At 74.5% G+C, this 22237-nt stretch carries 18 protein-coding genes; 17 read left to right on the forward strand and 1 reads right to left on the reverse strand.

Going from position 1 to position 22237, the window contains the following annotated elements:
- The first annotated feature begins 79 nt into the window (after window positions 1-79).
- The 12 genes from GA0070213_RS19420 to GA0070213_RS19475 all read left to right on the forward strand — a co-directional run bounded on the left by GA0070213_RS19420 (window position 80) and on the right by GA0070213_RS19475 (window position 11215).
- Complete coding sequence (locus tag GA0070213_RS19420) at window positions 80-856, forward strand: IclR family transcriptional regulator (RefSeq protein ID WP_175441408.1); 777 nt, start codon at window positions 80-82, stop codon at window positions 854-856.
- Complete coding sequence (locus GA0070213_RS19425; RefSeq protein ID WP_091066291.1) at window positions 853-1695, forward strand: HpcH/HpaI aldolase/citrate lyase family protein; 843 nt, start codon at window positions 853-855, stop codon at window positions 1693-1695. Before GA0070213_RS19420 ends, GA0070213_RS19425 begins: the two co-directional genes overlap by 4 nt.
- Window positions 1692-2537, forward strand: coding sequence for a cyclase family protein (locus GA0070213_RS19430; RefSeq protein WP_245716467.1), 846 nt, complete (start codon window positions 1692-1694; stop codon window positions 2535-2537). The genes GA0070213_RS19425 and GA0070213_RS19430 overlap by 4 nt, the downstream gene beginning before the upstream one ends.
- A complete protein-coding gene (locus GA0070213_RS19435) occupies window positions 2534-3931 on the forward strand; it encodes an MmgE/PrpD family protein (protein ID WP_091066295.1) in 1398 nt (465 codons plus the stop codon). The genes GA0070213_RS19430 and GA0070213_RS19435 overlap by 4 nt, the downstream gene beginning before the upstream one ends.
- Window positions 3928-5247 carry an MmgE/PrpD family protein gene (locus tag GA0070213_RS19440; RefSeq protein WP_091066298.1) on the forward strand — a complete coding sequence of 440 codons (1320 nt, stop codon included), beginning with the start codon at window positions 3928-3930 and terminating at the stop codon, window positions 5245-5247. The genes GA0070213_RS19435 and GA0070213_RS19440 overlap by 4 nt, the downstream gene beginning before the upstream one ends.
- Window positions 5244-6122, forward strand: a complete 879-nt coding sequence (locus tag GA0070213_RS19445) for a DUF3891 family protein (RefSeq protein ID WP_091066301.1) — start codon at window positions 5244-5246, stop codon at window positions 6120-6122. Before GA0070213_RS19440 ends, GA0070213_RS19445 begins: the two co-directional genes overlap by 4 nt.
- Entirely contained in the window at window positions 6122-6643 is a 522-nt protein-coding gene (locus GA0070213_RS19450) for a pyridoxamine 5'-phosphate oxidase family protein (RefSeq protein ID WP_139128701.1), read from the forward strand. Before GA0070213_RS19445 ends, GA0070213_RS19450 begins: the two co-directional genes overlap by 1 nt.
- Complete coding sequence (locus tag GA0070213_RS19455; RefSeq protein ID WP_091066309.1) at window positions 6640-6993, forward strand: EthD domain-containing protein; 354 nt, start codon at window positions 6640-6642, stop codon at window positions 6991-6993. The genes GA0070213_RS19450 and GA0070213_RS19455 overlap by 4 nt, the downstream gene beginning before the upstream one ends.
- Complete coding sequence (locus tag GA0070213_RS19460) at window positions 6990-7592, forward strand: hypothetical protein (RefSeq protein ID WP_091066312.1); 603 nt, start codon at window positions 6990-6992, stop codon at window positions 7590-7592. The genes GA0070213_RS19455 and GA0070213_RS19460 overlap by 4 nt, the downstream gene beginning before the upstream one ends.
- Window positions 7589-8524: an LLM class flavin-dependent oxidoreductase gene (locus tag GA0070213_RS19465; RefSeq protein WP_091066316.1), complete on the forward strand. Its 936-nt coding sequence runs from the start codon at window positions 7589-7591 to the stop codon at window positions 8522-8524. Before GA0070213_RS19460 ends, GA0070213_RS19465 begins: the two co-directional genes overlap by 4 nt.
- On the forward strand, window positions 8521-9885 hold the full coding sequence (locus GA0070213_RS19470; protein ID WP_091066320.1) for an MmgE/PrpD family protein: 1365 nt from the start codon (window positions 8521-8523) through the stop codon (window positions 9883-9885). Before GA0070213_RS19465 ends, GA0070213_RS19470 begins: the two co-directional genes overlap by 4 nt.
- A gap of 82 nt (window positions 9886-9967) precedes the next feature.
- On the forward strand, window positions 9968-11215 hold the full coding sequence (locus GA0070213_RS19475; protein WP_091066323.1) for a PP2C family protein-serine/threonine phosphatase: 1248 nt from the start codon (window positions 9968-9970) through the stop codon (window positions 11213-11215).
- Here the strand turns inward: GA0070213_RS19475 and GA0070213_RS19480 are convergent.
- A complete protein-coding gene (locus GA0070213_RS19480) occupies window positions 11175-12263 on the reverse strand; it encodes a LacI family DNA-binding transcriptional regulator (RefSeq protein ID WP_245716468.1) in 1089 nt (362 codons plus the stop codon). The genes GA0070213_RS19475 and GA0070213_RS19480 overlap by 41 nt on opposite strands.
- Window positions 12264-12730: 467 nt before the next feature.
- Here GA0070213_RS19480 and GA0070213_RS19485 point away from each other — a divergent pair, with 467 nt between their 5' ends.
- The 5 genes from GA0070213_RS19485 to GA0070213_RS19505 all read left to right on the forward strand — a co-directional run bounded on the left by GA0070213_RS19485 (window position 12731) and on the right by GA0070213_RS19505 (window position 22225).
- Window positions 12731-14848: a cellulase family glycosylhydrolase gene (locus GA0070213_RS19485; protein ID WP_245716469.1), complete on the forward strand. Its 2118-nt coding sequence runs from the start codon at window positions 12731-12733 to the stop codon at window positions 14846-14848.
- Between the two features lie 99 nt (window positions 14849-14947).
- Window positions 14948-15751 carry a DUF1206 domain-containing protein gene (locus GA0070213_RS19490; RefSeq protein WP_091066333.1) on the forward strand — a complete coding sequence of 268 codons (804 nt, stop codon included), beginning with the start codon at window positions 14948-14950 and terminating at the stop codon, window positions 15749-15751.
- Window positions 15752-15946: 195 nt separating this feature from the next.
- The gene (locus GA0070213_RS19495) at window positions 15947-17134 is read left to right on the forward strand and encodes a hypothetical protein (RefSeq protein WP_091066337.1); all 1188 of its coding nucleotides are present in this window, start codon (window positions 15947-15949) and stop codon (window positions 17132-17134) included.
- A gap of 5 nt (window positions 17135-17139) precedes the next feature.
- Window positions 17140-19983, forward strand: a complete 2844-nt coding sequence (locus GA0070213_RS19500; RefSeq protein ID WP_091066340.1) for a right-handed parallel beta-helix repeat-containing protein — start codon at window positions 17140-17142, stop codon at window positions 19981-19983.
- A 229-nt stretch (window positions 19984-20212) separates the two neighbouring features.
- On the forward strand, window positions 20213-22225 hold the full coding sequence (locus GA0070213_RS19505) for an ATP-binding protein (RefSeq protein WP_091066342.1): 2013 nt from the start codon (window positions 20213-20215) through the stop codon (window positions 22223-22225).
- Window positions 22226-22237 lie beyond the last annotated feature (12 nt).

Consider the following 22237-nt stretch of genomic DNA (forward strand, 5'->3'; position numbering starts at 1 on the left):
TTTGGGGGGTTGACCATCTACTCAGTCGGTGTTGGAATCGTGTTCCGCTGGCGGAAACAGCGCACTGGGAGATGAATACGTGGCAGAGAGTCAGGGCACCGAGACGGCGAGCCGCGTGGCCGACGTCCTCCTCCTGTTCACCGACGGGCCGGACTTCCTCGGGGTCACCGCGATCGCGCGCAGCCTCGACCTGTCCAAGGCGGTCGTGCACCGGATCCTGCAGACACTCGTCGAGCGCCGGCTGCTGGTCAGCGATCCGGCGAGCCGCGGCTACCAGCTCGGCCCGGCGGCCGCCGCGCTCGGCGCCCGCGCGTTGCGTGAGTCGCAGCTGCGCACCGTCGCGATGCCGGTGCTGCGCGAGCTGCAACTGGCCACCGGCGAGACCACCACCGTGTCGGCGCGGGTGCACGGCGGCCGGGTCTACCTCGACCAGGTCGAGTCCACCCGGGAGATCAAGATGACGGTCGAGGTGGGCCGCCGGTTCCCGCTGCACGCCGGCAGCTCCAGCACCTGCATCCTGGCCTTCCTGCCCGACGCCGAGCGGGAGGCCGCGCTCGCCGCCGACCTGCCGTCACTGACCGGCCGCACGGTGACCGACCGCGACGTGCTCCGCGCCCGGCTCACCGGGATCCGCGAGAGCGGCGTCGCCCACTCCGACGGCGAGCGGCAGGAGGGCGCCGGCTCGGTCGCCGCGCCGGTCTTCGGCATCGACGGCGCGGTCGTCGGCGCCATCTCGGTCTGCGGCCCGGCACACCGGGTCGACGCGGCCGCCCGGGACCGCTTCGGTCCGCTGGCGCGGGACGCGGCCGACCGCATCTCCCGGGCCCTCGGCTGGTCCGGCGGGCTGCCCAAGTGACACCGCGATCCTGGCTCTACGTGCCCGGCCACCGCGCCGACCGGGTGGCCAAGGCGCTGGCCGCCGGCGCCGACGCGGTCGTCGTCGACCTGGAGGACGCGGTGCCGCCGGGCGAGAAGACGGCCGCCCGGCAGAACGCGCGGCGGCTGGCCGACCAGGGCCCGCAGGATCGGCCGGTGTGGGTGCGGGTGAACGACCCGGCCGGCCCGTGGGGCGAGGCCGACATCGACGCGCTCGCCGGGCTCGGCCTGGCCGGCCTGCGGGTGCCGCGCTGCGAGGACCCGGACGTGATCCGCCAGGCCGCCACCCGCGCCGGGCTGCCGCTGCAACTTCTCCTGGAGAGCGCCGCCGGGCTGGCCCGGGCGGCCGAGCTGGCCACCGCGCACCCCCTGGTCGCCGGGCTCGGGCTCGGCGAGGCCGACCTGTCGGCCGATCTGCGGGTGACCGGCGACGACGGGTTGGCCTGGGCCCGCGGCTGGGTGGTGGTCGCGGCCCGCGCCGCCGGGCTCCCCTCACCCGTGCAGAGCGTCTACACCGACGTCGCGGACCTCGACGGCCTGCGCGTCAGCACCGAACGGGCCCGCGCCGGCGGCTTCGTCGGGCGGTCGGTGGTGCACCCCCGGCAGATCCCGGTCGTGCACGACGTGTTCACGCCGACCGCCGCCGAACTGACGGCCGCGCGCGCCGTCCTGTCCGCCGCGGCGCGTGCCCAGGAGGCCGGCGAGGTGGCCGTGCTCGACGCCGACGGCCGGTTCGTCGATCCCGCGGTGGTACGCCGCGCCCGGCTCGTCCTCGACCTGACCGCACCGTCCGAACCAGTCCCAGGAGGAACGAGTTGACCATCGAGCCGCAGGCCCGCCCGCCGCGCACGGACGACGCCCTACTCGCCGCGGTGACCGCGGGGGTACGGCTCGTCGAGCTCGGGCACCCGCACTTCACGGGCATGCCGTGCTCGCCGAACCACCCCGGTTTCCGGATGAGCCTGATCCGTCGGCACGGCGACATGGTCCGCCCGGACGGCGGGTCGGCGGCGAACGAGATGATCGTGACCGGTGGACACGTGGGCACCCACGTCGACGCGCTCGCCCACGTCAGCCACGACGGCCGGCTGCACGGTGGCGTGGACGCCGCGGCGGCCCAGACCGGCGGCCGGTTCACCGCACTCGGCGCCGAGCACACCCCCGCGCTGCTCACCCGCGGTGTGCTGCTCGACGTGGCCGCCGTGCACGGGGTCGACGTACTGCCCGCCGGCCACGGCGTGACCGCGGCCGACCTGACCGCCGCCGCCGAGCGGGCCGGGGTCGAGCCCGGGCCCGGCGACGTGGCGCTGGTGCGCACCGGCTGGGCGCGGCACTTCGACGACGCTGCGACCTACCTCGGGCAGGCCACCGGCGTGCCGGGGGTCACGACCGACGCCGCCGAGTGGCTGGCGGCACGCCGGGTGGTCGCCACCGGCGCGGACACCACGGCGTACGAGCAGATCAGGCCGGGTGCCGGGCACAGCGTGCTGCCGGTGCACCGGGTGCTGCTGGTCGACGCCGGGGTGCACATCATCGAGCACCTCAACCTGGAGCACGCGGCGGCCGAGGGCCTGACCGCGTTCGTCTTCTCGATGGCGCCGCTGCGCATCGTCGGCGGCACCGGTTCCCCGATCCGCCCCTTCGCGGCGGTGAGCCGGTGAACGCGCCGACGGTGGTCCAGCGGCTCGCGGCCGTCGCCGACGAGGTGCGGCGGGACGGGCTTCCCGGCGAGCTGCGCCACGACGTGGCCCGCCGGGTGCTCGACCTGATCGGCAACAGCCTCGCCGCCACCGGGTTGCCGCCCGCGCGGGCGGTCACCGCGTACGTCGAGGCGGCCGGCGGCACCGCGGAGGCGGTCGCGATCGGCACCGGACTGCGTGTTCCGGCCGCGAACGCGGCGCTGGTCAACGGCACGCTGGCGCACTCGCTCGACTTCGACGACACCCACCTGCCGTCGGTCCTGCACCCGTCCGCGCCCGTGGTGCCGGCGGCGCTGGCGGTGGCCGAGGCGCGCGGCGCGTCCGGCGCCGCGCTGCTCGACGCGGCCGGGATGGGCATCGAGGTCGCGGTCCGGCTCGGCATGGGCGGGTACGACCGCGCGTTGGGCAACTCCGAGTTCTTCGAGCGCGGCCAGCACGCGACCTCGATCTGCGGCGCGGTGGGCGCGGCCGTGGCGGCGGCGATGGTCGGCGGCGCGGACGCCGAGGGCATCGCGCACGCGGCCGGGATCGCCGCGAGCATGGGCGCCGGCCTGTTGGAGGCGAACCGGACCGGCGGCACCGTGAAGCGGGTGCACTGCGGGTGGGCCGCGCACTCCGGCGTGGTGGCCGCCGAGCTGGCCCGGTACGGGCTGACCGGGCCGCCGACAGTGGTCGAGGGGCGGTTCGGGTTCCTGCACGCGTTCTGCGGCGAGCGGGCCGACGTCGACGCCGTGGTCGACGGGCTCGGCACCCGCTGGGAGCTGCCGGGCATCTTCTTCAAGCCGTACCCGTGCAACCACTTCACGCACGCCGGCATCGACGCGGCGCTGGCGTTGCGGGCCCGCGGCGTCGACCCGGCCGCGATCGAGTCGATCGAGTTGGGCGTGCCGTCGCCGGTGCTGCGCACGATCGCCGAACCCGCGCGGGACAAGGCGCGGCCGGAGTCCGGCTACCACGCGGCGTTCAGCGGCCCGTACACCGTCGCGGCGGCGCTGCTCGGCGGCGGCGGCCTGGGCCTGGGCCACGACGACTTCACCGACGAGGCGGCGGCGGACGCCGCGCGGCTGGCGCTGGCGGCGAAGGTCCGCTGTGTGGCGGACGCCCGCTGCGACGAGATCTTCCCGAACCAGTTTCCGGCGGTGCTGCGGCTCACGACGCGCGACGGCACCGGGCACGAGGTGCGGGTCGACGTCAACCGGGGCGGGCCGGGCAACCCGCTCAGCTCGGCCGAGCTGGCCGCCAAGTTCGCCTCCAACGCCGCGCGGGTGCCCGATCGGGAGGACATCGCCGCGGCGGTGCTCGACCTGGCCGCCGCTCCGGACGTCGCCGGCCTGATGGCCCGGGTACGCGGATGATCGAGCGGCTCGCCGCGACCGGCTCGGCCACCGACTGGGCGGCCGCGCCCCCGGCCGTCCGGGACCGGGTGGTCGACCTGGTGGCGGACACGGTCGCGGTGGCCGCGCTGGGCAGCGGGCGGGCCGAACTACGGGCGCTTCACGCCGGGTCGGACGGCTCGGGCGCGGCGACGGTGGTGGGCTCCCCGAACGGCTGGCCCGCCTCGGTCGCCCAGTTCCTCAACGGGAGCGCGATCGCGGCGGACCAGTTGCAGGACGGGCACCGACCGGCCCGCGGGCATCCGGCGTCGCACGTGGTGCCCGCCGTGCTGGCGCTGGCCGAGGAACGGGACCTGCCGGGCGTGGAGCTGCTGTCGGCGGTGCTGGCCGGCTACCACGTCGGGGTCCGGGTCGGCCGGGCGATGGGGGGCACCCCGGACGGCGTGCACGACATCGGCACCTGGGGTCAGGTCGGTGCGGCGGCGGGGGTGGCCCGGCTGCTCGCCCCCGGCGACGCGGACGCCGTACGCCGCGCCGTCGAGCTGGCCGCCTCGGCCGTGCTGCTCAGCGACGCGGCGACCGTCTTCGCCGGGCGTACCGGTGGGCACGCGTTCCTGGGCGCGTCGGTGCAGCTCGGCGCGAGCCTCGGCGCGGCGGCCGTGGCCGGGCTGGAGCCGCTGCCCGGCGCGCTGGAGCGGCACCTCGCGGCGGTCGCCGCCCGCGACTGGTCGGACGCCGGGTTGGAGCACGGTCACGAGGTGCTGGCCGGCTACACCAAGGCGCATCCCACCTGCGCGCACCTGCACGGGGTGAACGACGCCGTGGCGGACGTGGTCGCCGCGACCGGCCCGTTGTCGGACGTGGTCCGCGTCGAGGTGCGGACGTTCGCGCACGCGGCCCGCTTCGACGCGGTGGCCGACGGTGAGCTGGCCGCCCGTTTCAGCGTGCCCACCTCGGTCGCGGTCGCGCTGCTCACCGGCCGGCTCGACGAGACCACGCTGACCGCGCGGAGCGTCTGCTCGGCGCCGGTGCGCGAGCTGGCCGCCCGCGTCGAGGTGCGGCACGACCCGGCGCTGGACGCCGGCTATCCGGCCGGCCGCCCGGCCCGGGTCCGGGTCGAACGCGCCGACGGCAGCGTGCTGACCGGCGCGGCCGACCTGCCGCGCGGCGACGGCGCCCGGGCCTTCGGCCGGGACGTGTCGCGGGCCAAGGCCCGGCGGCTGCTCGGGCACCGCTTCCCCGGGCACGCCGACGTCGTGCTCACCGCGATCGACGGGCTGGCCACCGGCGGCGTCCGGGCGCTCGGCGCCGCGCTGCGGGCGGCGGCGGCGGCGTGATCGTCACCCGGCGCGACGGCGCGCTGCACCTGGTCGAGCAGGTCGAGCACGGCCGGGTCGCCGGCGAGCTGGCGGCCGCCTGGGGCAACGACCGGTTCGAGAGACCGACCCCGGGTACGCCGGTGCGCACCGCGGCGGCCCGGCACGACGAGGGCTGGCGGGCCTGGGACGCCCGGGTGCTCTTCCACGAGCTGGAACGCCGGCCGCGGCACTTCCTGGAGATCGACGCGGCCGAGCACGTGCGGCTCTACCGCCAGGGCGTCGAGCGGGTGGCGCTCGGCGACGTGTACGCCGGCGTGCTGGTCGGCATGCACTGGACCGGCCTGTACCGGGGCCGGTGGTCGGCGCCGGACGCCCGGGGCCGGCTGGAGCCGGGCGCCGACGGACGGGCGGCGCAGGACGCGGCGGTCGACGCCGAGGAGCGTCGGTGGATCGCCGCGAAACGGCTGGCCTGGACGGCCGCCGAGCCACGGGCCGTGTTCGAGACCCGGCTCTGGCACAACTACGAGCTGGTGCAGCTCTGGGACCTGCTCTCGCTCTACCTGTGTGTGATGCCGCAGCAGCCGGCCGTCGAACCCGGCCCGGCCCGGCCGTGGGGCCCGCAACTGGCCGCTCTCGAACACCTCGCCGAGGACGTGCTGCTGCCGCCGGTGCGCCGGAGCCCGTTCGGCCCGACCGAGCGGATCACCGTGGGCGTCCGCGAGCCGGGGGTGCTCCGGCTGGATCCGTACCCGTTCCGCCGGCCCGACGTCACGGTCGACGTGCTCGCCACGGTCGTGCCGGACCGGGCGTACCTCCCTGCCGAGCTGGCCGCCCGGGTCCGCCGGGTGCCGACCACGGCGACGACCTGGCGCCTGACCCCGTGGAGCCGCTGATGGACCTGCCCACCGCCCGCGCCGCCGGGTACGCCTTCGTGCTCGACGAGGCCGGTTTCGCCCAGGTGACCACCGTGGACCCGGACGGCTTCCCGGTGAGCCGCACGATGACCGCGTTCCTCGAACCGGACTGGTCGGTCAGCCTGGTGCAGCGGGCCGGCCACCGGCGGCTCGCGCAGTGGCGACGCGACCCGCACACGCTTGTCAGCTGGATCGGTGCGCCCGCGCCGGGAGCGACGAACGAACGCCCGCACGTGTTCGACATCGGCCGGCTGCCGCCACGGATGGTGGCCGTGCGCGGGACGGCGTCGGCGATGCCCGCGGAGTGGACGGTCGCGGTCTACCGGCGGGAGGTGGCCCGGCAGCGGGCGGCCGGGTTCACCAGGGCGCCCCGGCGTACCGACGACGAGGTGGCCGCCGAGCTGGCCGGGGTGCGGATCGAGCCGGCGCGGGTGCGGTTGGAGGGGTTCGGCGTGGGTGCCGAGTCCCATCTGTGGACGGTGAGGAGAGCAAAACCATGATCAAGACCATTCTCGGGTACGAGATCGAGGACGGCGTCAGCCCGGAGGAGTACGAGCGTTGGCTCTTCGACGTGCACGCGCCGGACCTGCTGGCCAACCCCCACCTCGACCGGCTCGTGTTCAACAAGGTGCTGCGCCCGGTGCGGCAGGCCTCCGGCGGCACGGCGTCGGTGCCGGAGGGCTACACGTTCTACCGGATCGCCGAGATGCACTACGCCGACGAGGAGGCGTACGCCGCCTACCTGCGCTGGTTCGAGGAGCACCCGCTGCCGCCGGAGCGCGGCCCGGCCGGCCGGACGAGGTTCAAGTTCTACCTGGTGACCGAGAGCACCGAGGTCTCTCGCGGATGAGCGTCACCGCCCTGCTGGCCGGTTTCGCCGCGCTCGGGCCGCCGGACGGCCCACTGGCCGCGTGGGCGGCCCGGGTCGGCGCCCCGGACGGCGACTTCCCGCTGATCGGCGCCGGCGTCCGGGCGGAGACGTACGTCGCGCTGCGCTGGAACGGCGAGCGGTGCGCGGCGCTCGGACCGGCGGTCGGTCCGACACTTGCCGGTCTGGCGGTCGGCGCGGCCCACCGCCGCTCGGTCGCGGAGCTGTCCGCCGCCGTCGACGCCGGGCTGGCCGCCGCGGCCGAGGCGTCGGCGCACGTGGCGCCGGTGAGCACCGGCGTGCTGGCCGCGACCGTCTGTGCGGGGCGGCTGGCCGGCGTGCGGGAAGGCGACCTGCCGGCGCTGCTGGACCTCGCGGCGAGCCTGATGGTGATCGGTCCGCCCGGGGCCGTGCCCGGGCACGAACCGGCCGCCGCCTGGCTCGCGTTGCGGGCCTGGGACGCCGGCGTCACCGGCATGCCCGGCGGCCTGGCCCACACCCTGTCCGTGGTGTCCGACGGGCTCGCCGACCGCGCGCCGGCCGGCCCGGACGTCACCGACGTCGTGGAGGCGCTGGCATGATCGTGCTCAACGTGGCCCGCCCGGCCGGCGAGGCCGATCCGGTCGAGCTGGCCGACGCCGCGCTCGCGGCGGGGCTCGACGGCGTCGCCCTGGCCGACAGCCCGCGGCTGTTCCCCGACTGCCTGGTGGAGACCGAGCGGGTACTCGCCGCCACCGCCGTCCGAGTGGCCGGGCCGTGCGTGCTCAGCCTCGGGCTGCGGCATCCGGCCACGGTGGCCGGGGCCGTACGCACGCTCGACGCCCACCATCCGGGGCGGGTGCTCGCCGTGGTCGGGCGGGGGGAGAGCTCGGTACGCAACGAGGGGCTGACGCCGCCGTCGCTGCGGACGTACGAGGCGGCGCTCGACACGCTGCGCGAGCTGGCGCCGGCGTCGGCGCTGCTGCTCGGCGCGGCGTCCGGGCCGCGTACCGTCGCGGCCACCGCCGCCCGGCTCGGCGGCGTGCTGGTGGACGCGGGCGCGGACCCGGCCATCGTCGGCAAGGCGGTGGCCCTGGCCCGTTCGGCGCGGGCCGACGTGCGGGTCTGGATGTTCGTCCGCGCGGTGGTGACCGACGACGAGGCCGGCGCCGACGACGCCGCCGCGCCGGTGCTCGGGTCGTGCGCGGCCCGGCTGGCGCAGGCGCCGGACTGGTTCGACGTGCCGGCCGCACTGCGCCCCGCGGTCACCGCGGTGGCCGAGGCGCACGACTACCGGCGGCACGGCACGGCCGGCGCCCGGGCCGGCGGCGACGTGCCCGCCGAGGCCGACCGGTTCGTCCGCGAACGCTTCGTGGTGACCGGTGACCCACGCGCGGTCGCGGACCGGTTCGCCGCGTTCGCCGCGGCCGGCGTCGACGGCGTGGTGCTGGCCGGCGCGCTCGACGGGGTGCGGGAGCGCCTCGACGACCTGGGCCGGGCGGTCCGCGACGGGATGACGGGGGACGGACGATGACCGGGATCGACACCGCGCGGATCGCCGCGTTCGCGCACCGCGCCCGCATCGACGACGCGCCCGGGGACGTCGTCGCCTTCACCCGCGCGCTGCTGCTCGACACGCTGGGCGCGTTGCTGGGCGGCCTGCGCTACCCGACCGTGCGGGCCCTGGGTGAGGCGCTGCGCCCGTCGGTCACCACCGACCTCCCGTTCGGCAGGCTGCTCACCCTCGGCACGGCCGCGACCTGGCTGGACGCCGACTCCGGGGGCGCCTTCCATCCGCAGGGCCACCGGCTGCCGCCGGTACCGACGGCGCATCCCGCGCCGCACTCGCTGCCCGTGCTGCTGCACGCCGCCGCGGGCGGCGTCGACGACCGGCGGCTCGTCGAGATCTTCCTGATCGCCAACGAGATCGGCATGCGGTTCGGCGTCGGCACGACGCTGCGCCCCGGGCTGCACCCGCACGGCATCCACGGCCCGGTCGCGGCTGCCGTCGCCACCGCGCTGCTCGACGGCCTCTCCCCCGCCACCACGGCGACCGCCGTCGAGCTGGCCGGCTCGGCGCCGATGGCCGCGACCCTGGCGGTGCCGATGCGCGGCGGCACCGTACGCAACCTGTGGACCGGGCTGGGCGCCTGGCACGGCGCGGCCGCCGCCCGGCGCGCGGCCGACGGCGTCACCGGATCGGCCGCGCTGCTCGCCGCGCTGCTCGACGGCCTGGTCTGCACCGACCTGTCCACCACGGAGCTGACCACCGGCCTGGGCGAGCGGTGGCGACTGGCCGACAGCTACCTGAAGCCGTACGCCTGCGCGCGCTGGGTGCACCCCGCCCTGGACGCGTTCCGCGCCGCCGTCGCGGACGTGCCGGACCCGGCGTACGCCCGCGGTGGCCTGGCCGTGATCGAGGTCGACACGTTCGCCTTCGCCGCGTCGTTGTCCGCCACCGAGGTCTCCTCGGACCTGCACGCACGCTTCTCGGTGCCGGTCAGCCTGGCCACCCTCGCCCTCGACGGCGAACTGGCCGCCGACGGTTTCCTGCCCGACCGGCTGGCCCGCCCCGAGGTCGGCGCGCTGGCCGCGCTGGTGCGGCTGCGCGAGGAGCCGGAATTCACCGCCGCCCTGCCGCGGGAACGGCCGACGACGGTCACGGTCGGTTGGCGCGACGGCGCCACGGCGTCGGCCACGGTACGCAACGCGCGCGGCAATCCGGCCGACCCGCTCACCGCCGACGAGGTGGCCACCAAGTTCCGGCGCAACGCCGAGGGCGTGCTCACCCTGGCGACCGCCGACGCGGTGGTGGCCGGGGTCCTCGACGGCACGGCCGGCGGCGACACCCTGGCCCGGGTGGCCGCCGAGGTCGTCGGCACCTTCTGCCCCTGACCACCTGCCGACCTGTCGGTGCCGTCCTGTCTAATGGCTGAGCCACCCCCACCGCCCGGGGGCGACGCCGGAGAGGACGCGCGTGAGCAGCCTGGAGTCGCTGCGGCAGTTGCTGCAGCAGTCGCACCACGCCCGCCCGGACGACCTTCCGGAGATGGCGATGCGGGCCGCACCCCTGCTGGACGCCCGGGTCCTGGTGATCTACCTGGTGGATCACCAGCAGCGGCTGCTGCTGCCGCTGCTCGGCGGCAGCGCCCCGGCCCGCGAGCCGATCGACGTCGACGGCACCCTCGCCGGGCGGGCCTTCAGCACGGCGTCGACCTGCGTCGGCAGCGGCGACGACGACGGCGTACGGGTCTGGGCGCCGGTGGTCGACGGCAACGAACGCATGGGCGTGCTGGAGGTCGTCGCCGACTCCGCGCTCGACGACGACGGCCTGGACGACTGCGGGGCGGTCGCGACGCTGCTCGCCGAGCTGATCACCACGCGCAGCCTCTACAGCGACAAGATCGAGCTGATCCGTCGGCGACAGCCCATGCAGCTGGCGGCGGAGATGCTGCGGGCGCAGCTGCCGCCGCTGACCTTCTCCACCGGGCACCTGATCATCAGCGGCATCCTCGAACCGTGCTACGACGTCGGCGGGGACGCCTTCGACTACGCGGTCAACGGCGACATCGCGCACCTGGCGCTGTTCGACGCCGCGGGGCACGGCTCCAGCGGCGGGATGCGCGCGGTGGTGCTGGTCTCCATCGCGCTGGCCGCCTACCGCAACGCCCGCCGCACCGGCCTCGACCTGACCGACACCTACCACCACATCGACGCCACCGTCCGGGCCCACGACCGCTACGGGATGATCACCGCGGTGCTGGCCGAACTCGACCAGCGCAGCGGTGTCCTGCGGGTCATCTCGGCGGGCCATCCGAGCGGGATCGTGCTGCGCGACGGCCGGGTCGCCAAGGTGCTGCCCACCCCGACCGCCCTGCCGGTCACCCTCGGTGACCGGCGCCCCCCGGTGGTCGTCGAGGAGTCCCTCGAACCCGGCGACCACGTGCTGCTCTACACCGACGGCATCATCGAGGCGCGCACCCGCGACGGCGAGGCCTTCGGGATGGACCGGCTGGTGGAGTTCACCACCCGGGCCTTCGCCGACCGGCTTCCCCTGCCCGAGACCGCTCGCCGGCTGGTGCACGCCATCCTCGCGCACCAGGACGACTGCCTGCAGGACGACGCGACGGTGCTGCTCGCCGAGTGGCGCAGCCCCGCGCCCGACCGCTCGGACCTGGAGGCGATCAGCGCGGCGGCGCGTCACCCGTTGCTGACGGAGCCGTGACCGGTGCGGCGGTGCTGCGGCGCAGCGTGAGCGTGGTGGCCAGTTCGATGCCGGTGTTCGGCGTCCGGTCGCCACGCCCGAGCGCGAGCGCCAGCTCGGTCGCGGCCACCGCCATCTGGGCCAGCGGCTGGTGGACGGTGGTCAGTGGCGGGTCCACCAGGGCGGCGATGGGCAGGTCGTCGAAGCCCACCACGCTCAGCTCGGCCGGGATCCGCAGCCCGAGCTCACGCGCGGCGTGGTAGACCCCGACCGCCTGGAGGTCGTTGCTGGCGAAGATCGCGGTCGGGCGGTCGGTGCGCCCGAGCAGGCGCACCGCGGCGGCCCGGCCCCCCTCGGCGGTCAGGTCGGCCCGCTCCACCAGGTCGGCGCCGACCGGCAGCTCGGCCGCCTCCATCGCGGAGCGGTAGCCGTCGAGTCGCGCGCGGCAGCACAGGATCCGATCCCGGCCGGCGATCATCGCGATCCGGCGATGCCCCAACTGGATCAGGTGGCGGGTGGCGGACCGGCCGCCCGCCCAGTTGGTCGCCCCGACGAAGGGCACGCCGTCGGGCAGCTCGCCGGTGGGGTCGAAGACCACGAAGGGGATGCCTCGGGCGCGCAACTGGTCACGTTGCTCGCCCGTCAACTGCGCCACCGAGATGACGCAGTCCGGACGGCGGGCGAGCGTGTCGTCGATCCAGTAGCGGACCGCGCTGCGTTCCGGACCGAACTCGGTCAGCACGACGCCCACCCGGTTGTCCCGGGCGGCCTGCTCCACGCCGCGGATGACCTCGACGCCCCACATGTGTTCCAGCTGGTCGAAGACCAGTTCCACCAGGTTGCTGCGGGTGGACGACGAGGGCCTGCGGTAGCCGAACCGGTTGATCAGCGCCTCGACGCGGGCCCGCGTCTCCGAGGCCACGCCGGAGCGGCCGTTGATGACCTTCGAGACGGTCGGGATCGACACTCCGGCGGTCTCCGCGATGTAGGAGATCGTCACCGGGCGGCCCGGGGCGCCGGCCGGGTCGCCCCGCTCGGCGAGAGCCTCGTTCGACTCGGCGTGTGACAACCTGGCTCCTTCCCACGCCGGTCCCGGCCGTCCGCGTCGCCAGGATATCCGCATCGACGGCCATTGCCGCTCCCGGCCAAGAAACTTTCCGGCCGGTCATCGATCATTCTCGGTGCCATCCGGACCGCCGCCCGGCGCGATGTCGCGAGCACGACCTCGGAGCACCCGACTGTGCATTGACGTTCGTCGAAGGCCGGCGTAGCGTCCGGCTCTGAAACTTTCCATTCGGGCTGGGAAAGTTTCCATTGCCACGGAGCCGTGCAGCAACCAGCGGAGGCAGAGGGCAGCGTCCGCGAGAGCACCCCGCCGCGACCGCCGGGCCCCGCACGGGCGCCGACCGCCGTCGCGCGCCCCGCCGCTCGTCGTGACCCGGAGGCTCCCATGTCCTCGCTCGTCAGGCTGCGTCGACTGCGGACGCCGGCGGCCCACTGCCCCGCACGACCGATCCCCGACCACAGGAGAGCGTGATGAGTCTGCAGAACACGCGAAGAACCCGCCTACGTCTCGGCATGCTCGCCGGCAGCGTGGCGGCGCTGCTGGTGGCGTCCATGACGGTGGCCGTGGGCGCCCAGGCCGCCGCCGGCTGCCGCGTGGCGTACACGGTGCCGTCGCAGTGGCCGGGTGGGTTCACCGCCGCGGTGGACGTGACCAACCTCGGCGACCCGGTCGACGGCTGGCGGCTGGCGTGGACGTTTCCGTCCGGCCAGCGGGTGACCCAGGCGTGGAACGCCACGGTCACCTCGTCAGGCAGCCAGGTCACCGCGACGAACGTCAGCTACAACGCCGCCATCGGCACGAACGCCACCGTGTCGTTCGGGTTCAACGGGTCGTGGTCGGGCGCCAACACCGCGCCGGCCGGCTTCACCCTCAACGGAGTCGCCTGCACCGGCGGCCCCGGTGGCACCCCGTCGCCGACGACGAGCCCGACGTCGACGCCCTCCCCCACGGCGACGCCCACCTCGTCACCGTCGACCCCACCCACCACCCCACCGCCGGCCGGCAACCCGACGGCCACGGTGGCCGCCATGCAACCCGGCTGGAACCTCGGCAACACGCTCGACGCCATCCCGGACGAGACGGCCTGGGGCAACCCGCTCACCACCCAGGCCCTGCTGCGGCACGTCCGGTCACAGGGCTACCGGAGCATCCGGCTCCCGATCACGTGGAGCAACCACCACGGCCCGGCACCCGACTACACCATCGACGCGGCGTGGCTGAACCGCGTGCGCCAGATCGTCGACTGGGCGCTCGCCGAGGACCTCTACGTGATGATCAACCTGCATCACGACTCCTGGCAGTGGCTCAACACCTACCCCACCGACCGGGCCGGTGTCACGAACCGGTACCGGGCCCTGTGGACGCAGATCGCCACCACGTTCCGGGGCCATTCCCCGAAGCTGGTCTTCGAGAGCATCAACGAGCCGCAGTTCGCCGACACCACCGACGAGCAGGGCGACACCGCGACGCGGGAACTCAACGCCGAGTTCGTCCGCCTCGTGCGCGCGACCGGCGGGAGCAACACCACCCGCCTGCTGGTCCTGCCCACCCTGCACACCAGCGGAGAACAGGTCCGCCTCGACGCGCTGGCCGCCGGGTTCGAGCAGCTGCACGACCCCAACCTCGCCGCGACAGTGCACTTCTACGGGTGGTGGCCGTTCAGCGTGAACATCGCCGGCGGCACCCGCTACGACACCAACGTGGAGCAGGACCTGGTCGGCACGTTCGACCGCCTGCGCGACACCCTGGTCGCCCGCGGCATTCCCGTCGTCATCGGCGAGTGGGCGCTCCTCTCCTGGGACCACACCCGGCCCGGCATCATCGAACGAGGCGAGTTCCTGAAGTTCCTCGAAGCGGTCGGCTACCACGCCCGCACCCGCAACCTCACCACCATGCTCTGGGACGCCGGCCAGTTCCTGAACCGCACCGAGCTGCGCTGGCGCGACCAGGGCGTGTACGACATGCTCAAGGCGAGTTGGACCACCCGATCCGGCACCGGCTCCACCGACCAGGTGTACGTGCCACGCACCGCCACGATCACCGCCAAGGCGCTCACGCTCAACCTCAACGGCCTGACGTTCCGCGGCCTCTGGCAGGGCGGCACCCAGCTCACCAGCGGCACCGACTACACCGTCGCCGGCACCACGCTCACGCTCACCCCGGCGGCGCTGACCCGCCTGGTCGGCAACCGGGCCTACGGCGTCAACTCCACCATCGAGGCCCGCTTCTCCCAGGGCGTGCCCTGGCGGATCGACGTCATCAGCTCCGAACCGCCCATCCAGTCGGCCGCGTCCGGCACGACGAGCAGCTTCGCCATCCCCACCCAGTTCCGCGGCGACCAGCTCGCCACCATGGAGGCCACCTACGCCGACGGCAGCCCGGCGGGCCCGGCCAACTGGACGCCGTACAAGGAGTTCTGGGGACACTTCCAACCCGACTACACCGCCGGCACCGTCATCCTGAAACCGGAGTTCTTCGCCGAGGTGAAGGACGGCACCGTCACCCTCACCTTCCACTTCTGGAGCGGCACGAAGATCACGTACCGCATCACCCGGGCCGGCACCTCGATCACCGGGGCCCCGGCCTGACGAAGCGTGGACGCCGCGGCCGGCCCTGGCCGCGGCGTCCGCTCGACCCACCACCGCGACGCAGGTTTCGGCGCAGTCGCGACGGGTGACTGTCGGCGCATGTCATCACTGTCCTCGCGGGCCCGCGGCGTGGTCTCCCGCGCCGCCGACAATCCGGGCCTGGAGCGCCTCACCCGCGCCGGCTTCATCGGCTACGGGATCCTGCACCTGCTCTTCGCCTGGGTGATCGTCCGGGTGGCCTCGGGCGGGCCGGCGGCCGACGGGGACCAGTCGGGCGCCATGCAGCAGATCGCCGGCGAGCCGTTCGGCCTGGTGCTCGTCGTGGCGATCGTCGTCGGGCTGGTGGCCATGGCGGTCTGGCAGGTGCTGGAGATGCTCCGGGAGCGCCGGCCGGGCGAACGGATCGCGTCCGCCGGCCGGGCCGCGTTCTACCTCTACCTCGCGTTCAGCGGGGTGAAGGTGCTGCGCGGCAAGAAGTCGTCCAGCGCCGACACCCAGCAGGACACCGCCGAGGGTCTGCTCGCGTCGAGCGGTGGGCGGGTCGCCGTCATGGTGGCCGGCCTGGTCCTGGCCGGTCTCGGCGGATGGCTGGCGTTCGTCGGATCCACCGGGCGTTTCGAGAAGCACCTACGGATCGGTGACATGGCCGCGGCGACGCGCCGGCTCGTGCGCCGGCTCGGCGTGGCGGGATTCGTCGCCAAGGGCCTGGCGTACGGGATCGCCGGCGTGCTGTTCGTGGTGGCGGCGTGGCGGTACGACCCGGACAAGGCGCGCGGGCTCGACGCGGCGCTGCGCACGCTGGCGGGTGAGACCTACGGCACCGGGTTGCTGCTCGTGGTCGCGGCCGGTTTCGCGGCGTACGGGCTGTTCGCGGTGGCCGAGGCGCGCTACCGCAAGGTGTGACCCGGGCTGAGCCGCCCCCGTTCGGTGCGGCCACCGGAGACCCCGAACTGCCGTGGCGCGCCGCCGCGTCGGCTTCGCGACGCTCCTCGCGCCGATTCGCGACCGCGCGAGGGGCCGGGCGGCCCATACGATCCGGTCGGCGGCTGTGGGCGCCCGGTCGCGTCGGGCACCGGGCACAGAGCAGGAGGCGCTCCGGTGGAAGACGTCGATGACGCCCGTGAGCTGGTCGAGCAGCGGATGCGTGCCGCGGGCATGGAGGAGTCGATCTTCGATCGGATCATCGATCTGCTCGAGCGGTTCGACACCGACCGGGAGAAGCTGTTCGAGGAGATGCTCGACAAGCTCGAGGCATCCGGCTACGACGGGCTTCGCGACCGGTGGTCGACAAACTGCGAGCGGGCCCGGTCGCTGCTGGAAGACCTCGAGGAGAACATGGTCGACGTCCTGGAGGACAGCCAGGCCGACGCCAGGTCGGCGACGGAGCGGATGGCCGCGGTGGGGCCGGTCGACTTCCTCGCCGGTGAGCGCAGGATCTGGGCGCAGGTCGCCAAGGGCGACGTCCCCGACGCGGCCACGCTGATGGCCAAGGTGTTGGAGGCGGACCTCGCGGTGATCAAGAAGTGCGAGGAGGACCTCAAGAAGGTGCGTGAAGACGACAAGGTCGTCGAGGCCCTCATCGTGAGGAACTTCGGCTCGATCACCGCATCGGTCAAGGACCTCGTGGCCAAGTACAGCGTCACCGCCCTGCCCCGGCTGATGGTGCTGCTCATGAAGGACCCGTCCGCCAAGGAGGCCGCCACCGAGCTGATCAGGACGATCGAGAAGCTGGCCGAGGAGAACTACCAGGCCGCCAAGCAGAAGCGTGTCGCGAAGCAGGTCCTGCTCGACAACATCAAGCTGCTCACCGACGCCCGGGAGCAGCTCGACGAGGCATGGATCGACAAGCTCTTCGACCGGGGCGAGGAGGCCGCATCCGGCTGGCGCGGCATCGGCCGGAACGGCTCCTACGAGGCCACCGACTGGGACGGGTTCAAGAACGCCTGCGTCGAGGCGCTCGACACACGGTCCGAGGCCGCGAAGGAGCAGTCCCGGAAGATCTACGGCGAACTCCTGCCCACGTTCGTCGAGGAGAGCACGAAGGCGTTCGCGGCGTTGACCGACGACCCGGCCACCCTGGAGCGCTTCACCAGCGAGCTGAAGGCGAGCTTCGAATCCCTCGACGACCTGCTCGAACGGGAGAAGGAATACCAGCAGGAGCTGGTCGACGGCGCCGGCAAACAGGCGGCCGGGGAGACGCTCGCGACCGTGTGGACCTCGGTCAAGGCGAGCTGGGAGTTGGTGTCGTCGCGCACCAGGGACGCCAACGACGAAGTGAAGCGGTAGGGCCGATGAACGACCTCTTCGTGGCCGCCGGCCCGCGCACCGGGGACGGCTCACGCGAGCGCCCCTTCCACGACCCGTGGGTCGCCCTGAGATACGCCGAACCCGGTGACCGCATCCACGTGGCGGCGGGCGCCTACACCGGCCGCCTCGCGCGCTCGTCCTGGGTGCTCGACTGCCCCGACCTGACCGTTCTCGGTGGCTACGGTCCGGACTTCGCCACCCGTACCCCGTGGCGCACGCCGACGATCCTGGGTGCCCGGGCAGGGCTTCGGGTGCCGTGCGAGCCGAACATGATCCAGGGCGTCGGCGAGCACGACCGGGTCGTCCTGGACGGGCTCTTCCTCGACGCCGCCGGCCGCAACGAGTACGACGAGGCGGGCGCCTTCCGCTCGTCGCACCACGGCGAGGGCCCGCTCATCAGTCTGCGCGGCGAGCAGGTCACCGTGCGCAATTGCGTGTTCGCCAACGGCGGCGCCGGCGCCGCCGAGATCGCCGGGAACGGTGGCCGGTTCGAGAACAACCTGGTCGTCAACTTCCTCGGCTCGGGGCTGCTCACGCTGCGCGACAGCGACCCCGACGCCCCGATCGTCGTCGCCGGGAACTCGTTCTGCTTCGCCCACGACGACACGGACCCGCCGCGCGGCGCGGGCGCCGACCGGGCGATCGGGCTCCGGATCCGGTGCGCCGCAACGATCACGGACAACCTCTTCGTCGGCTGCGGCAACGCGGCCATCGCCTGCTACCACGACATCGACCGGATCACTGTCGATCGCAACCAGTTCTTCTGCACCCTTCGCGACGTCGTGCGCAGCCGCGTCGCGTCGGCCGAGGCGGAGATCACCGAGGAGTACGCCGAGGAACTCGCGGACGTCGGTCTGGCGTCGGCGGTCGGCAACGTCGTCGCCGACCCGCACCTGTCGGGGTTGCCCGCCCGATGGGTCGACGCGTACACCACGGACACCGCCGCGACCTACGCCCGCCCGCCGGTCGCCGCCCTGAACACGCTGCGCGCCGCGGTCGGGCTGGGCGAGCTGCCCACCGGCGGGGACGCGCAGGCGCCCGTGATGCGCCGACTCACCCCGTCCGAGGTGCTCGCCATCGGCAGTGACGCGGCTCCGGGCCACCACCCGGTCGAGCTGCCGGCGCCGGAGGCGTTCCGGCCGCGGCCGAGCGTGCCCGCCTACCGGCCCGTCGACTGGGCCCGGCTCACCGGGCCCGACGAGGGGCTGTCGGGGACCCCGGTCGAGATCCGGGCGGGCCTCGGGTTCGACCAGAACGTCGACCTGCTGTCCGATGTCGGCTCGGCCACGCACGTCGGGGTCGCCGTCTACGAGCCGGGCTGCGACGACCGCCCGCTCCACGTGCTCTGCGGGCGGTATTCGCTCGCACACCGCCAGGTCGAGGAGGCGGCCCGCTACTCGCGTGGGCTGGATGTCGAACTCACCTACCTGCTACGCGGCACCTATCGCGCCGATCTGGTCGCCGGCGCCCGACAGGGGGCCACCCTCGTCCTCGACGCGATCACGCCGGCGCCCGCCGCGGAGATCACCGCCGCTCCCCGACCGGCCGGGAGTGACTGGTACGTGCGCGCCGGCTCGTCCGGCGGCGACGGGCGCAGGGAGGCACCCTTCCGCGATCCGTTCCAGGCGCTGGAGAAGGCCGCGGCGGGCGACCGCATCCACGTCGCCGAGGGCGAGTACGCCGGCCGGCTGCGCTCGGGCGCCTGGCGCATTCCGGTCACGCACCTGACGATGCTGGGTGGCTACACCGCCGACTTCGCGACCCGAGACCCCTGGCGTCATCCGGTCCGGTTCGTGCTGAACCCGGAGACGCGAGCCAAAGGCGTCCCGGGTGATCCCGTCCTGACCGTCGAGGGCTCCTGCGACGGCCTGGTGCTGGACGGGTTCGTCTTCGACGGGTCGACCTACAACGCGTACACCGACGGCGGCGCGCTCGACGTCGGCAACTCCCAGTCGGTGGCCATGCTGGACCTGCGCGCCGGCAGCGGCACGCTCGAGGTGCGCAACTGCGTGTTCACCAACGCGGCGTACGCGGCGGTGCAGATCAGCGGTGGCTCCGGCGTGTTCCGCAACAACGTGGTGGTCAACACGAGCGGCACGGCCGTACGTGTGCAGACGCCCGGCGCCGGTCCCTGGGTCGTCCGGGACAACACGATCCTCTTCGCCGCCGACCCGACCGGCCGGGCGTCGACCGGGCAGTCGACGAGCGGCTGCCTGCTCGAGGTCGGCGGCCGCGCCCTGGTGCGGGTCGAGTCCAACGTGCTCGGCTTCGCCGACGGGGTCGGCGTCCGGGTCGCTCTCGCGGGCCAGAACCTCCGGCTCGACGGCAACGTCGTCGCCGCCAACCGGTACGCCGACGTCTTCGACTCACGAAACGTCCTGATCGACCCCGCCGGGTGGGAGCGCGCGGTCCTCGACGCCCCGTTCGGATCGCTCGACGGCAATCGGGCCGACCTTCCGGCCCTGCCGGTCGACGAGACGTTCGCCCGGACGGCCGTGGACCGCCTGGCCCTGCTGCCGGCCGCCCTGCCGACCGAGCTGCTGCGCGCCGCCGCGGCCGGCCTCGGTGTCTCGCACCTGCCCGGTCCGGACGTGCCGCTCGTCGAGGCCGTGCCGGCGTCCACGCCCGCCGGGGAGTCCTCCGTCTCGGACCTGCTCGCCGGGCTCGGCCGGGCACGGGCGGAGTTCGAGGCGAGGGACGCGGGCGCCACCGAGACGCCGGCCGTCGTGTACTGCCCGGTCTATCCGGTCACGGCCGCCCTGGCCCTGGCCGTCGACGCACCTACCGGCCGGGCCGGCGCCCGCGCGCTGCCCGTCACGGACCACTGAACGGGACATCGCCCAGCCCGCCACCGACCCCGTCGCATCGGGATCCCTGCACGGTTCGCTCGGCCGACCGAAGAGTGTCCTCGACCGGCGGCACCGGTGATCAGCTGCACGATCACCTGACCGCCGGTGGGTGTGGGTGCGGCGCGTGAGCGGCGCCCACATCCCGCCGGGCGCACGGAGGCCGACCGGTTGCTGGCGGTCGTGCCGTGCTCTGCCCGACACTTGACCGGTGGAGGCGAACAGCTTTGCCGACGCCGTGGACAGTGCCCGACGGCAGGCCTTCGTCGGTCGCCGGGCCGAGATCGCCGGTTACCTGGCCGCCCTCGCCGGGCGCTCGGCACGCCGGGTGCTGTTCGTGCACGGACCGGGCGGCATCGGCAAGTCCACGCTGCTGCTGGAGATGCGCGCCCGGGCCAGGAACGCCGGCCGGGTCACCCTGCTGCTCGACGGGCGGGAGCTGGAACCGTCGCCCGAGGCGCTGACAGCGGCGCTGACGACCGGGGACGCCCGCGACGGAGCCGTCCTGCTGATCGACGGGTACGAGCAGCTCGCGCCGATCGACGGTTGGCTGCGCCGGGAGTTCGTGCCGTCCCTGCCGGCCCGGGCCGTGGTGGTGCTCGCCGGGCGTGACCCGCCCGCGCCGGCCTGGCGTACCGACCCGGGTTGGCGACCGGTCGTGGCCGTGCACCCGCTGGGCCACCTCGACGACGCCGACAGCGCCGAGTTGCTGGCTCGCGCCGGGGTGGCGCCGGCCGACCGGGAGCGGTTGGCACGGCTCGGGCGGGGCCACCCCCTCGCCCTGGCGCTGCTCGCCGACGTGGCCCGGACCGGTACGGTGCCGGAGACCCTGGCCGAGGTGCCGGATCTGATCAACGTGCTGCTGGAGTCGCTGTCGCGGGACGCGCCGTCGGACGCGCACACGGTCGGCCTGGCCACGTGCGCGATGGCGTGGCTGACCACGGAGGACCTGCTGCGGGAGACGGTCGGCGACGCGGCGCCGGACGTCTGGGAGTGGCTGTGCCGGCGGCCCTTCGTCGTCAGCCGGCCGACCGGGCTGAGTCCGCACGACCTCACCCGGGACGTGCTCGACGCGGAGTTCGAACGGCGTTTCCCGGCCCGCTACCGGTCACTGCACCGGACCATCCACGATCACGTCCTCGCCGGTATCCGGGCGACCGGCGGCATGGACCGCCAACTGCTCGCCCAGCACCTGGCTTACCTGCACCGGCGCAGCCCGTTGACGGCCGCGTACCACCTCCTGCGCGCGTCGGGGTCGGCCGCGGTCACGCCGGCCCGCCCCGAGGAGCACGGCCAACTCGTGGCCATGGCGGAGCGCGCCTTCGGCGCCACCAGCGCCGCGCTCGCCGCCCGGTGGTTCGCCGAGGTGCCCGAGCACCTCCACGTGACCCGCACGGAGGACGGCGCCGTCGCCCTCGTCTACCACGTGTTCTGCCCGAGCGGTTCGGCGCTGGAGCAGCAGGACCCGGTGGTGCGCGCGATGCTCGACCACGTGGCGCGCACCGCACCGACGCGGCCCGGCGAACGCGTGGAGATCGCCCGCTTCCTGGCCGGGCTCCACGAGCGGCAGCGCGACCCGCACGCCGTGCTCGCCGGCTCGGTCACCTCGATCATCAACTGGTCCACCGGGGCGCCGGCCTGGTCGTTCCTGACCGTCAGCGACACCGGATACTGGGCGCCGTTCTTCGACTACCTCGGGTTCCGGCCGCTGGTCACGGTGGAGGTCGACGGGCAGCGGCACGTCGGGTACGGGCATGACTGGCGGCGCTTCCCGCCCGACCGGTGGTGGGAGCTGATGGCCGAGCGGGGGCACTCGGGCGGGACCGGTCCGCCACCGGACTCGGCGCTGCTGCCGCCGCCGCTGGATCGGGACGCGTTCGCCGCGGCGGTGCGTGCCGCCCTCGCGCGACTGGGCCGCCCGGAACGGCTGGTCGGCAATCCGCTGCTCGGCACCGTGCTGGGCCGGGAACCGGCGGCGTTGCGGGCGAGTCTGCTGGCGGCGGTGGACCGGCTGGGAGCCGAGCCCCGGGGCGAGCGGCTGCGCGCGGTGCTCATCCGCACCTTCGTCCGCCCCGCACCGAGCCAGGAGGCCGCGGCCGATCTGCTCGGGCTGCCGTTCAGCACGTACCGCCGCCACCTGGCCCGGGGCATCGACGCGGTGACGGAGCTGCTGTGGGCGGTGGAGATCGGGACGATCCGCGACCCGCGGACGGGCGCGGATTGAGCAGAGAGTGGC

Origin of the sequence: Micromonospora humi (assembly GCF_900090105.1) — a bacterium.
In the GTDB taxonomy this organism is placed as follows: Bacteria; Actinomycetota; Actinomycetes; order Mycobacteriales; family Micromonosporaceae; genus Micromonospora; species Micromonospora humi.

What these genes read in the sequence shown, in the direction of transcription:
- GA0070213_RS19500 (WP_091066340.1), top strand. Translation starts at nt 17,140, where the DNA reads ATGAACGACCTCTTCGTGGCCGCCGGCCCGCGCACCGGGGACGGCTCA.
- GA0070213_RS19450 (WP_139128701.1), top strand. Translation starts at nt 6,122, where the DNA reads ATGGACCTGCCCACCGCCCGCGCCGCCGGGTACGCCTTCGTGCTCGAC.
- GA0070213_RS19485 (WP_245716469.1), top strand. Translation starts at nt 12,731, where the DNA reads ATGAGTCTGCAGAACACGCGAAGAACCCGCCTACGTCTCGGCATGCTC.
- GA0070213_RS19490 (WP_091066333.1), top strand. Translation starts at nt 14,948, where the DNA reads ATGTCATCACTGTCCTCGCGGGCCCGCGGCGTGGTCTCCCGCGCCGCC.
- GA0070213_RS19460 (WP_091066312.1), top strand. Translation starts at nt 6,990, where the DNA reads ATGAGCGTCACCGCCCTGCTGGCCGGTTTCGCCGCGCTCGGGCCGCCG.
- GA0070213_RS19455 (WP_091066309.1), top strand. Translation starts at nt 6,640, where the DNA reads ATGATCAAGACCATTCTCGGGTACGAGATCGAGGACGGCGTCAGCCCG.
- GA0070213_RS19440 (WP_091066298.1), top strand. Translation starts at nt 3,928, where the DNA reads ATGATCGAGCGGCTCGCCGCGACCGGCTCGGCCACCGACTGGGCGGCC.
- GA0070213_RS19465 (WP_091066316.1), top strand. Translation starts at nt 7,589, where the DNA reads ATGATCGTGCTCAACGTGGCCCGCCCGGCCGGCGAGGCCGATCCGGTC.
- GA0070213_RS19470 (WP_091066320.1), top strand. Translation starts at nt 8,521, where the DNA reads ATGACCGGGATCGACACCGCGCGGATCGCCGCGTTCGCGCACCGCGCC.